At 38.0% G+C, this 12,945-nt stretch carries 10 protein-coding genes; 3 read left to right on the forward strand and 7 right to left on the reverse strand.

The window, feature by feature from the left end:
• Positions 1-8 precede the first annotated feature (8 nt).
• The gene (locus tag ABDV71_RS07910; protein ID WP_343531909.1) at positions 9-512 is read right to left on the reverse strand and encodes a hypothetical protein; all 504 of its coding nucleotides are present in this window, start codon (positions 510-512) and stop codon (positions 9-11) included.
• Between the two features lie 21 nt (positions 513-533).
• Positions 534-1,658: a cyclic dehypoxanthinyl futalosine synthase gene (mqnC, locus tag ABDV71_RS07915; RefSeq protein WP_343531910.1), complete on the reverse strand. Its 1,125-nt coding sequence runs from the start codon at positions 1,656-1,658 to the stop codon at positions 534-536.
• A 151-nt stretch (positions 1,659-1,809) separates the two neighbouring features.
• On the opposite strand from mqnC, the gene ABDV71_RS07920 reads away from it, so the two are divergent.
• Positions 1,810-3,048, forward strand: a complete 1,239-nt coding sequence (locus tag ABDV71_RS07920; RefSeq protein ID WP_343531911.1) for a pitrilysin family protein — start codon at positions 1,810-1,812, stop codon at positions 3,046-3,048.
• The gene (locus ABDV71_RS07925; protein WP_343531912.1) at positions 3,041-4,315 is read left to right on the forward strand and encodes a pitrilysin family protein; all 1,275 of its coding nucleotides are present in this window, start codon (positions 3,041-3,043) and stop codon (positions 4,313-4,315) included. Before ABDV71_RS07920 ends, ABDV71_RS07925 begins: the two co-directional genes overlap by 8 nt.
• Positions 4,316-4,371: 56 nt before the next feature.
• Here the strand turns inward: ABDV71_RS07925 and ABDV71_RS07930 are convergent, their stop codons facing one another.
• The 5 genes from ABDV71_RS07930 to ABDV71_RS07950 all read right to left on the reverse strand — a co-directional run bounded on the left by ABDV71_RS07930 (position 4,372) and on the right by ABDV71_RS07950 (position 11,060).
• Positions 4,372-6,261, reverse strand: a complete 1,890-nt coding sequence (locus ABDV71_RS07930; RefSeq protein ID WP_343531913.1) for a DUF3857 domain-containing protein — start codon at positions 6,259-6,261, stop codon at positions 4,372-4,374.
• A gap of 1 nt (position 6,262) precedes the next feature.
• Positions 6,263-8,251, reverse strand: coding sequence for a DUF3857 domain-containing protein (locus ABDV71_RS07935; protein WP_343531914.1), 1,989 nt, complete (start codon positions 8,249-8,251; stop codon positions 6,263-6,265).
• 69 nt (positions 8,252-8,320) lie between these two features.
• On the reverse strand, positions 8,321-10,150 hold the full coding sequence (locus tag ABDV71_RS07940; protein ID WP_343531915.1) for a PQQ-binding-like beta-propeller repeat protein: 1,830 nt from the start codon (positions 10,148-10,150) through the stop codon (positions 8,321-8,323).
• A gap of 130 nt (positions 10,151-10,280) precedes the next feature.
• Positions 10,281-10,643, reverse strand: coding sequence for a hypothetical protein (locus ABDV71_RS07945; RefSeq protein ID WP_343531916.1), 363 nt, complete (start codon positions 10,641-10,643; stop codon positions 10,281-10,283).
• Between the two features lie 21 nt (positions 10,644-10,664).
• A complete protein-coding gene (locus ABDV71_RS07950; protein ID WP_343531917.1) occupies positions 10,665-11,060 on the reverse strand; it encodes a hypothetical protein in 396 nt (131 codons plus the stop codon).
• A 298-nt stretch (positions 11,061-11,358) separates the two neighbouring features.
• Here ABDV71_RS07950 and guaB point away from each other — a divergent pair, with 298 nt between their 5' ends.
• Positions 11,359-12,831, forward strand: a complete 1,473-nt coding sequence (gene guaB, locus ABDV71_RS07955) for an IMP dehydrogenase (RefSeq protein ID WP_343531918.1) — start codon at positions 11,359-11,361, stop codon at positions 12,829-12,831.
• Positions 12,832-12,945 lie beyond the last annotated feature (114 nt).

Raw genomic sequence — 12,945 nt, forward strand, 5'->3', positions numbered from 1 at the left:
AAGCTTTTTTATTTGGTAACCTGAAAGCCGTTTAAGAAAGTATCTTTGTTGTCAAGTTTTTCGCCGTCTGGAATGATGCATGAAAGGCTGTAGTACACACCATTTACAAAAACAATATTCATAAAAATTGTTTTCTTGTCTGTTTCGTTTCTGCCAGAAGTGAGGTAGTTGACGTAGTTTTTGTGTTGTTTAAGCTGTAGTTTTTCTAGACTGTATTGAGGGAGTGTAGCTTGTAGTGTACTTAAAAATTCACTGGCAAATTCGTTAGTGGCGGCTAGTTTTTCAAATACCTTTTCTTCTACCTTTAAGTTTTGGGCGATAAAGCTATAAGTGGCGGTGTAAATTACGTGTGTACTGTCTTTAAGCGCATAAGTAGTACTGGCCGTTTGGCTCGGAGCAGATGGAAAACTTGCCGTAAAACGACTCGTTAACTTTTGCTTTACCCAATTTTTTTGAGCAAAAGCAGATACACTCCATAATGCAAAAACACAAGCCAAGGCAATTCTTTTCATCTGAAAGGTTTTAAAAAGCCGTTAGTAATTAATTACCTGTTCTTCCAAGTGTTCAGGTAGATCACGGTAGTTATATTTTTGTCCACGCAATTGCGGTTCAAATCCAGCCTCTCTAATAGCCGTTTGTATGCCTTTTGCCGTAAAACGGTGTGGCGCTCCTGCGGCTGAAACTACATTTTCTTCAATCATGATGGAACCAAAATCATTGGCCCCTGCATGTAAACAAAGTTGCGCTACTGATTTACCAACCGTTAGCCAGCTAGCTTGTATATTTTTAATGTTAGGCAACATGATACGGCTTAAAGCAATCATTCGAACATATTCGTCGCCAGTTACATTATTGCTGATGCCTCTTAAACGTTTCAATAAAGTACCATCATCTTGGAAAGGCCAAGGAATAAAGGCCAAAAAGCCATTTGCATTGGCAGGTTTTTCGCTTTGTACCTCACGTATCCAAACCAGATGCTCAAAACGCTCTTCGATGGTTTCCACATGGCCGAACATCATAGTGGCCGAAGTCGTAATATCTAATTGATGACAGGCACGCATCACATCAAGCCATTCCTGTCCGCCACATTTTCCCTTCGAAATAAGTCTTCTCACCCTGTCATTCAAAATCTCGGCTCCGGCTCCGGGCAACGAGTCTAATCCTGCTTCCTTTAGTGCTCTTAACACTTCGGTGTGTGAAAGGCTTTCCAGTTTAGCCACATGTGCAATTTCTGGCGGACCCAAAGCATGCAGTTTTAGATCTGGATAAAGCTCTTTAAGTTGCTTAAACAACGTCGTGTAAAAATCAAGGCCTAAATCAGGATGGTGGCCACCTTGTAGCAACAATTGGTCGCCGCCCAAACGAAAAGTCTCTTCAATCTTTACCTTGTAGGTTTCAATATCGGTAATGTAGCTTTCATCATGTCCTGGCCTGCGAAAAAAATTACAGAATTTGCAATTGGCAATACAAACATTGGTGGTGTTTACATTGCGGTCAATTTGCCAAGTCACCTTACCACTGGGCACCTGTATTTTTCTAAGCTCATTTGCTACGTAAGCCAATTCGGCGGTACTGGCATTATGATATAAAAACACACCTTCCTCTTTGCTTAAAAAATCAAAATGAAGTGCCCTTTGCAGTAATTCTCCTGTATTCATATCACAAAGGTAAGTATTATCAGGATTAACAGATGATGAGATTGCTCAGATTAACGAATTTTAACGTATAAATTACCATGCAATTCATCTTTACACTCTGGCAACAATTGAACAATTTGGCAATTCAACAATTCGATTATCTTTGTTGCCTATGGTAAATTTTAATCGTTTTACGCTGTCCAATGGTTTAAAGGTTTTGGTGCACGAGGATGCAACCACGCCAATGGCAGTTTTAAATATACTTTATGATGTTGGTGCTAGGGACGAAGAGGAGGGAAAAACGGGTTTTGCACATTTGTTTGAACATTTAATGTTTGGCGGTTCTGTAAACATTCCTAGCTATGATGAACCTTTGCAACGGGTAGGAGGCGAAAATAATGCCTTTACCAGCAACGATATTACCAATTACTACATTACCCTTCCTGCGGCCAATATTGAAACGGCTTTTTGGTTGGAGAGCGATAGGATGTTGAGCTTGGCCTTTTCGGAAAAGAGTTTGGAGACACAACGTAATGTAGTTTGCGAGGAGTTTAAGCAACGTTACCTCAATCAGCCTTATGGCGATGTTTGGCTTAAATTACGCCCGTTGGCTTACCAAAAACATCCTTATCGTTGGGCAACCATTGGGCAGGACTTGGAACAGATTGAAAATGCGAAAATGGAAGATGTGAAGGCGTTTTTCAAAAAGCATTATAATCCGCAGAATGCTATTTTGGTAGTAGGCGGAAACGTAAAAACCGAGGAAGTAAAGCAATTGGCCGAAAAATGGTTTGGACCAATTCCAGCGGGAGATAAATATGAGAGAAACCTCCCCCAGGAGCCAGAGCAAGTAGCGGAAAGAAGCTTGACGGTAAAAGCGGATGTGCCTTTGAATGCTATTTATAAGGTATTTAAAATGTCGGGCAGAACAGATGCTAACTACCAAGTTTTCGATTTGCTGTCGGATATTTTATCGCAGGGACAATCGTCGAGGTTGTACAATAGTTTGTTAAAAGAACAAAAGTTGTTTAGCGAAATCAATGCGTATATCACTAGCAGTTTAGACGAAGGTTTATTTGTGGTAGAAGGGAAATTGGTAGAAGGAATAAGTATGGAAGTAGCTGAAAATGCGATTTGGAAAGAACTTGAACGCATTAGCACAGAGTTGGTGAGTGATGACGAATTGACCAAAGTGAAAAATAAATCGGAATCGATCATGGTATTTGCCGAAATGAGTTTGTTGGATAAAGCGATGAATTTGGCTTATTACGAACTTTTGGGCGATGCAGCTTTGTTGAACGTAGAAATCAATAAATACTTGGGTATTACAGCCGAGCAGATCAAGACGGTGGCGAACGCCACATTTAAGAAAGAAAAATCATCAACCTTATATTATTTAGCCAATGCTTAACAGAACAATAGCTCCTGAGTTTAATCAGGTAGGTGATATTAATTTTATCCAACCCAGCTCAAAACAACTGGCCAATGGGCTGCCGGTTTATATTTTAAATGCTGGTGAACAGGAATTGGTACGTATTGAGTTTATTTTTGAGAATGGAAACTGGAACGAGCAAAAGCCCCTGCTAGCAGTAGCGGTAAATGGCTTGATCAATAGCGGAACTTCAAAATTAACCGCAAAACAAATTGCAGATGGCGTTGATTACTACGGTGCTTTTTTGCAAACAGAGTATAGTGCCGATTTTACTACCATTACGTTGTACACGCTGACCAAGCATTTGGCTTCGGTACTGCCTATTTTATATTCGGTGTTGAACGAGAGCATTTTTCCGCAGCACGAACTGGAAATATACCAACAAAACCAAAAGCAAAAATTGCAGGTGAGTTTGCAAAAGAATGATTATTTGGCCCGTAAAATTTTTGCCCATGCTATTTTTGGGAATACGGCTTACGGCTCGGATATTAATCCTTCGGATTATGACCAATTGCAGCAAATAGATTTGCTTGCTTATTTCAAAGCAGCCTTTCAATCACAAAATTGTACCATCATCATTGCTGGAAAGTTTTTGGATAAGGACTTTGATATCTTGAATAAGATTTTTGGCGGTGCTTGGGAAAATAGTCAAAGCTTTGCCCGAAATCATTTGAGCTTTTCGGCTAAAAGTGGTCAAGATATCTATATTGAAAAACCGGATGCTTTACAGTCTGCAATTAGAATGGGTAATTTAAGCATTAACCGTACCCATGTAGATTTTCCTGCTTTGCAAGTATTGAACTGCGTATTAGGGGGATATTTTGGTTCTCGTTTAATGGCTAACATACGTGAGGATAAGGGCTATACTTATGGCATTGGCTCGGGCATTGCTTCTTTAAAACATGCAGGTTATTTCTTTTTAGCCACTGAAGTTGGCGCCGATGTATGTGCCGATGCCTTAAAAGAAATTGAAAAGGAAATTACGCTTTTAAAGCAAGATCTTGTTGCTGATGAAGAACTAGACCTGGTTAAAAATTATATGTTGGGCTCTATGTTGGGCAGTTTGGAAAATGCTTTTTCTCATGCCGATAAGTTCAAGAACATCCACTTTTTTGGATTGGACTACGGTTACTATAGCAATTATGTAGCAACCGTTAGGAATATTACTGCACAAAATCTGAAAGAGATGGCTAACCGATATTTAGATTGGAATGCGATGGCGAGAGTGGTAGTAGGGAAGAAATAAAGGCTAAGAAAGTTTAATTAAAAAGCCCCGAGACCTTTGTCCGGGGCTTTTTAATGCTATTTGCTTAGTACTGCTTTTGACTTATCGGCCTGATAGATCTTTTTATAAAAATCTACATACTCGTTATACTTCGAAGCAGGGTATTTCTTCGAATTCATAGTTTGAGTGCGTTTATAGGTAATGGTATTTCCACTGGTTGTAAACGACGCGCTATATTCACCAAACTCAGAAGTTAGTTTAACGTCTTTTGGTAAAAATTCTACTTTTACGCCTGCGGGCAATGTATAGGTAATTTCATCTTCATCATTATAATCAAATGGAATGGCAAAGGATGTTTTTCTATTGGTGATTTTTTCTGGCACACTTTCTTTACGATTGACCTGATTAACCACTAGAAACATTTTGTCTCCACCCTTAGTTAACAACTGCTTGGTTTTGTAATTAACTTCTCCATTAACTACGGGAAATTTTTTATCAGCTTGTTCAAATTTTACCTGCTGTAGTTCTGCGTCTGCAAATTCTAGGCTCTGTAAAGTGCGCTTACGCACTTCGGTTGGTTCAGACAAAAGATGTGAGATGTAGTCTTCGTACTGAGCATTACCGTAACTTGATTTAATGGAAACACTTGCAGTACCGTCTTCGGCAAGTGAAATGGCTGTTTTGCTAAACTGATAGTTGTCTTTACTTTGATATTTTGGAGTTCTGATAAGTTTTCCTCCATTTTCCGTCACCATTAATACGTTTCTATCCGAATTACTGTAGCCGATATAGCCCATTGGATAATTTTGGCTGGTGCATTCTAAAAATGTGGTGTCCTTAGCTAATGGTACAGCCAAAATCATATGGTTGGCCTGTCCAATGCTCGAGTACATTTTATTTAGCTCTGGCATACCATTTCCAATTACAATTAGATTAGACTGGATACCGGCTTCTTTAAGCAATGCTTTCATGTAATTGGATAATGCCTTGCAATCTCCATAATTTACTTGCGCTACTTTTTCGGCTAAAATAGGTTTAAAACCACCAATGCCCAGCTGAACGCTCACGTAGCGAGTGTTTTGTTGTAAATGATTATAAAGAATCTGTATTTTTTCACGGTCCGTTTTGGCATCCTTGATTAAACCCTGTACAATGGATTTTGTTGCGGGAGGTAAATTGTCACCGCTTTCATTAAGTTTCGAAATCCAAGCACCTAAGCTATTCCAGGTACTCAAATCGCCTTTTGAGCTGTCAAATTCAAATTGATTTGGTGCAATTTTAACCCAAGCCGATAATTGATCTAAGCCTGTACTTAAAGGCTCATGAATAGTAGCGGGAATATTGCTGGCCGCCCAAGAATAGGTAGTTTTATTATTTGCTGTAGTAGAGTCGGTTTTCAGGCCTTCGCTCATTAAAAAGCGTACATTTAATCCATTGTTTTTTTGGAAGATGTAACTTGATTTTTCTGTAGCAATATGATAACCTTTCAGAGACCTCCAAGAAGGAAGCGTTAAAATGCCACTGTAATCTTTTGAATAGCTGTATTCTATCGTATAGGGATAAGTAGTGCTGGAAGCATTCAACTGCTTGATGCGGTCGTCTTCAAAAATAGAATAACTAGAAACCAAACTTTGGTCGCGAAAATCAGACGATTTATAATCTTTCACTTTTTTGCCAGTGGCATCATAAAGTGTTCCCTTTACGCTGTAAATATTGGAAAAACGATCATAAACTTCTGCAAATTCAGCATAATCGTCTCCTGCTTTGCTAAGAATGGTAATAGCAATTTTGTGTTTAAGTGTGCCCGAACCTATGGTTTTATATTCATAAACCTGTTCTTCATTTCTTACTACTGCTACGGCATCTTGTTTTAAATTGTCTGGAATTTTGCTCGCATCATAGTTGTTCTGCGATTGTGCAACCAATGAAATTGAACCCATGAATAACGTTAATAGATATTTTTGCATGTTAAGATTTCTTTTTAAATACAATTTGTTCGGCTTGCTTTTCAACAATCACTTTAAATAGTTCCTTGATATCAAAATATTCCTCAGGTGAGAAAATGGTTTTGTTGATTTCAATTATACTTCTAACCATTACGGTTTTGTCCTGACTTATAAAACTTATACTAAAAGAACCTTTGTTCTCTGGTAATTTAAATACCCCTCCTTTAGGTAGTTTTTCGATGTCGTATTCTGCTGGGAAATTAATAGTAGCTCTGATACTTTCTTTCACCGGGTAGGCAAAATCAACTGGGAAACTTCTAGTTTCATGCTTAAAGAGGTTTTCTTTGGTCCTTTCATATAACAGTGGATTTAAATAAACCAAATTTCCAGCTTCTTCCACATTTTCTTCGATGGTCACATTTAACTCTTCGCTTAAAATTTCGTCAAAGTTGTCGAGATTATTTAGCTTGTAGCTATCTATCTCTAAGCCTTGTTTATCTTTTTTGATATTCTTTATAAATTCAGTCTCACTTGCGTTAGAACGATATCTATTTCTTCTTGACAGTGCGCTATAACCTTTATAGTATTGCGTCATATTTCCCTTTAACTTGTTTTCTTTATCAAGTGTTAAGGTGTAATTGTATACTTTTTCGTCTCCAAATGTTGGTTCCATGCCAATCCAAGAACCGGTTTCGGTTTTAATGTCTACAGAAAAACCTTGGTGGTTTAGATTTTCATAAGCAATCATTCCCAGAAAATGGTCTTTATCGGTAGCATCTAAAATCAAATCCTTTCCTCCCAATCCTTTAACATGTACCAATACACTGTTAAACTTACTGATTTGTGGAAATCCTGGGTGCATTCCATTACTTCTTGTACTCACTAAAAGCGCATTTGCATCAATCTTTGCTTCTCTAAGGAAATTCAATAACAAGAGATTTATATCAGCCGAGTTCCCTGTTTTTTTATCTAACAAGGTTTTTGGATTTAGTTCGCTAGTATAAATACTGTAGTTATCATTCCATTTTACGTTGTTTTTAATGTGGTTGTAAATTAAGGTAATCACCTTTAAAGTGTCGGTCTCTGTTTTAATAATACTTGGAAGCAATGATTTGGCGGCCGAGTTTCTTTTTACGAATGAACCAAAATTCTCGTCATTAGCTAAAGCTTTGATAATTTTAGGCCAATTACCAGTAAGGTCCCTATAAATATCATTAGGATAATGGGTGCCCATCAATTCGAAATCGATAGAGGTCAAATAATCGTCCATGGTAGTTATGAAAGGCTCTTTTTTCATTGCTGGAATATTTTCCAGTACGTATTGCGTGTATTTCGCACTTGAAGTAAGGCCAGTAACATAATGGGCAGTTATGCTTTCGTTTTTAGTTTGGTTAATTTTGTAATAGCCTTGGTATGAGGGTTTATAGGTGAAATATTCAGGTATTTTTACATTATATTCTGAATAAAGGGTTGGGTAGCTTGACTGAAATGTCCAGCCCCTTAAATTGAATGTAAAAGGAGAACTGATTGAATATTTATATTCTATGACTGATCCTTCTTTAACATTACCTAGTGTATATTTTTTAATTTGATAGTTCTTGTTGAATTCCTCGGTAAACTTAGAATCTTTACCAAGTTTGGTTACCACCATTTTACCGTCTTCCATATTATAAGTGGCAGCCTCCATTCTAGATAGATTTTCTCTAGCACTATTGCTGCTCCTATATAATGGGATTTGGAAATCAGCTAGGTCGTAAGCATTCTTGTTGATGATTTTATAACGAACGTGTCTTTCGAATACAAATTCGAAGCCATTGGTTTGGTTAAATTGGAAATAGCACTCTCCAACATCAAAAAGTTTAATGGCTGCGGCTGCAGAATCCTGTCCGCTGGGTTTGATACTAAAATCTTCTGGATTAATTTTGCCGAACTTGAATTCTTTTTTTTGAGCGTAGGCGGTTACCGATAGGCATAAAATGCCCATTAGGTAGATAAGGCGGTTAATTCTCATGGTTTGTTTGTCTTTAAAGCACAATGATAATAAAGAAAAACAATATAAGTGAAATTTGAAATTAAGATTTTAGTTTGTTTGTATTAATGTTACCTTTCCATCCATTGTGCTAACCAACAAGGTTTTATCATCAACCACCTTAAAAGTGTTTGCCATTGAGTTATCTATTTTATATGCCCATAACGTTTTCTTCTCTTTTGGCGAGATGCAATAGATTGTACCATTTTTAGTCCCAAAAAAAAGTTTGCCGTTTTGTTCAATCAGGTCCGAAGGTGTATGTTCGTAGCCGTAACCAACGTTAAATTGCCAGGCCAGCCCTTCGTCTGTTCGTGTGGTTTCATAGGCAACAATCTCATCTTGCATAGTTTTGCCATAAATTAATGTACTATCTGCTGATATGCCAATAGATTCACGGACTTTAGCTTGGGCGTTTCGCCATAAGGTTGTACCAGTATTGGCATCAATGGCCGTAAGTACGCGATCTGGAGCTGCAATATAAATAGTGCTATTTGTTGCCACAGGTGTAGCCATTGCTGGAGAAAACATTCTGTTGGCGCTTCCGTTATTCCATTTCCATACTAAACTGCCATTATTGATGTTTAAAGCATATAGATGCCTGCCCCAAGAACCAAAAATGATCTTGCCCTGGTAAATGAGTGGTTTGCCTACAATGGTACCTTCCACTTCTTTGAACTCCCATTTAATTTGCCCTGATTTAATATCAAATGCTCTAAAGGTATGGTCACTTGCGCCAATAAACAACGTTTGCCCATCAATTATTGGTGATCCCAAAACAGATTTGCTAGCTATTGATTTCCATTTCAACTTGCCTGATGCTAGGTTTAAAGCATAGATATTCCCATCGCCAGAACCTAGAATTACCAATCCATTAGCTATTATTGGAGAAGAATAAATAGCCCCCTTTGTTTGGTAAGTCCAGACCCGTTTCCCGGTTTTTTGGCTTAACGCTTCAACTAAACCCAAGCTATTCCCAAAAATTACTAAACCATTACTGTAAGCCGGTGTATTTACTACATTGGCATTAGAATGATAAGTCCAAAGTGCTTTTACGTTGGGATATTTTTTGTTGATAGAAAAATCGGGCCTTTCATAGTTTTTTCCATCGCTGACAAATGTTTTAAGCGCAATTTTTCGCCAAGCAGGGAGTAATTGCTCGGTAGGTTTTTTAGTGGAAAAATATACGGTGTCTTTGGTCATGTTCACAATATTGTAGCCACCAATACTATCTTTTGCTCGCAGATTTGATCGTCCCATTGTGGCTGCTATCCCCTCAAAATTATAAGCTTTGTTCTGGTGCCCATGTCCACAAATAGCGTACTGAATGTTTTTTGTTTTTAAACGGTCGGTCACTTCATACCAGTTGTCTAAGCTATTGTCAATAGGGTAGTGGTTCACAAAAACGATAGGCATTGATTTAGGTGTTTTTTTCAGCAAGCTGTCAAGCCAAACGGTAGCGTCACGAGGGATATGTCCATCGCTCATGCGTACATATGGGCCCGAGGCGCATGCGATAAAACGGAAACCTTTATGGTCAAAAGTAAATTTGTCGTACCCAAAGGTGGTGATAAAGGAAACTCCACCCGATTCAGACCATCCCGTATCGTGGTTACCTGGGATAACATAATAAGGTTTATTGAGATTAGCGAGAATTTCTTTTGCCAATTTAAGTTCTTCATTGGTTCCCATTTCGGTAATGTCGCCGGTTACCAGTACAAAATCAATATCGTTTTGTTTGTTGATGTCGGTAACGGTTCTTCGTAAATCTTCTTCACCAGTTGCGGTGCCAATATGAGTATCGGTTACAAACGCATATTTGAAGTTTTGTGCATAACTGAAACTGGCAATAAATAACAAAATTGCCGCAAATAAATTCTTCATCTAAATATATCCCTAATAGTTGTAGTGAAATTAGGATAAATATCTGTCGAAGAAGAATTGAAATGAAACTTTAAGGTATAAAAATAAATTTTCCATTTTCGTTAAGATTTAATTTTTTATAAAAATGGGGTTATTGACCTAATCTAAATAGATTAATCGCAGGTTGTCCCCATATGTTATCTTTAACCATATAAATTGTTTTGCAATTTGTTACCTGACCACATATGGGATCAGGTTTTGACCCCCAAGCGTAATTACAATTGCCTATGAGGTTGCCATTTTTATCAAAAATACTTCCTCCAGTATCGTATGCATTGATTGCGGCCGTATAAACTGTTTGCCCGTTATATTGACAGATGCTAATGCTTCCATCTTTAAACATTTCGTAAAGTTTGTTTAAAGTTTTTTTGTTTTCTGCATTTTCTTTTTTGCAGCTTAAGAAACTGAAAAATAAGAAAGCTGTAATCAGTTTTATGAATAGAGGACGCTTCATACGAATTGATTTAGTTTCCTGTTAATATTCAACAACCAATTTTCCATTTTGGCAGGTTACCGATTTTGGAGGTCTTGCCATAGAACAGTCGGATGTGATGTTCCATTTTTTATTGTATGTTTTTTCTAGTTCCGTATGCTTGGCCGCTAAATTTTTAAGTAAACTCACATCAATACTAGCAGTATAAGGGATATATGTTTTTGGTCCGCCACAAGCTTTGTGTCCGACAGGAACAGTTAAAACCTCCACATTGTCGCCGCATTTGCTGGTTTCGGCTAAGGTTTTAATTTGCGACATGAGCTGTTGAAGCTCTTTTTCATCTTCAACTTTACTTTGCTTCTTCTCTTTTTTACAACCGATGGTCAAAAAAAGTCCAAATAGTAATAAATAAATAAAGTATAGGTTTAGTTTGTTCATATAGTTAGGTTTTTAGTCCAATACGCAGTATCTTTCATGAACGCTACAAACCAAAGAAAATAGATATTCTTTTCGTGCATACTGTACGGTAATTATTCATGCTGGACTTGCCGAAGCCTTCTGCCGTAAGATTCCTTCAACAGGCTCAGAATGACAATAGGAAAAAAATCAGCTACTGCAGGAATGAAATTACAAAAGAAACAACATTAGCTTTACCAAAATATAACAATTGTGATTTCATTTTAACGAGAAATATTGTATCTTTGCCCGGCAAATAATAATTCGTAATTTATTTGCTATGCAACTCGATCCCCAAAAATTTATTGCTTTAGGTTTAACTTATGATGACGTACTTTTAGTACCATCGTATTCAGAAATATTGCCTAGAGATGTTAACACTAGCACTTTCTTAACCAAAAAAATCCAGTTGAACGTTCCTTTGGTTTCGGCAGCCATGGATACTGTTACCGAAGCGGAACTGGCTATTGCCATTGCGCAAAATGGAGGATTGGGAATGCTTCATAAAAATATGAGCATTGACAGACAGGCTGAAGAGGTACGCAAGGTGAAACGGTCGGAAAGTGGGATGATCCAAGATCCAGTGACTTTGTTGGAGACCTCGGTGGTTGCAGATGCCTTTAAGATCATGAAGGAACATAAAATCGGCGGTATTCCGGTGGTTACTTCTGATAATAAATTGGTGGGTATTATTACCAATAGGGACTTGCGTTTCCAAAAGGATATGAGCAAACCTATTGCGCAGGTGATGACCAAAGAAAATTTGATTACCGCTCCCGAGGGTACTACCTTAAAAGAAGCAGAAGAGATTTTGCAAAACCATAAGATCGAGAAACTACCTGTGGTAAATGAGCAAGGCTTTTTAAGCGGCTTGATCACTTTTAAGGACATCCAAAAAGTTAAAAACTATCCAGTTGCGTGTAAAGATGAAAAAGGTCGTTTACGTGTAGGTGCGGCCGTTGGTGTAACTGCTGATACCATGCAACGTGTAGATGCTTTGGTGAAAGCTGGTGTTGATGTAATTGCCATTGATACGGCTCATGGTCACTCAAAAGGAGTTATTGATAAGCTAAAAGAAGTAAAAGCTAAATATCCAGAACTACAAGTAATTGCAGGTAACATTGCTACAGGTGCGGCTGCAAAGGCTTTGGCTGAGGCGGGTGCCGATGCAGTTAAAGTCGGAATTGGTCCAGGTTCAATTTGTACTACTAGAATTATTGCCGGGGTAGGTGTACCGCAGTTATATGCTGTTTTTGAGTGTGCCAAAGCTTTAAGAGGTACAGGTGTTCCGGTAATTGCCGACGGTGGAATTAAACATACTGGAGATATTGCCAAAGCAATTGCGGCAGGTGCCAGTACGGTTATGGCAGGTTCGTTATTCGCAGGAGTAGAGGAAAGCCCAGGCGAAACCATTATTTACGAAGGACGTAAGTTCAAATCGTATCGTGGTATGGGTTCTATCGAGGCCATGGAGCAAGGTTCAAAAGATCGTTATTTCCAAGATGTGGAAGATGATATTAAAAAACTAGTGCCAGAAGGTATTGTAGGCCGCGTGCCATATAAGGGTACTTTGGCAGAGGTAATGTATCAATATATTGGCGGTTTGCGTGCCAGTATGGGCTATGTTGGTGCAGCTAGTATAGATAAGTTACAAGAAGCACAATTTGTACAAATTACAGCTGCTGGTATGCGTGAAAGTCATCCACATGATATCACGATTACTAAAGAGGCACCAAATTATACCAGTAAATAGTAAACAATTGTTTTTATAAAATAGAAAAACTATAAATTTTATATTATTTAATTGCCGTATAATAAAGAACCCCTCTTCGAATATTCGAAGAGGGGTTCTTTATTTATGAACTTA

Source organism: Pedobacter sp., assembly GCF_039594775.1.
Taxonomy (GTDB): Bacteria; Bacteroidota; Bacteroidia; order Sphingobacteriales; family Sphingobacteriaceae; genus Pedobacter.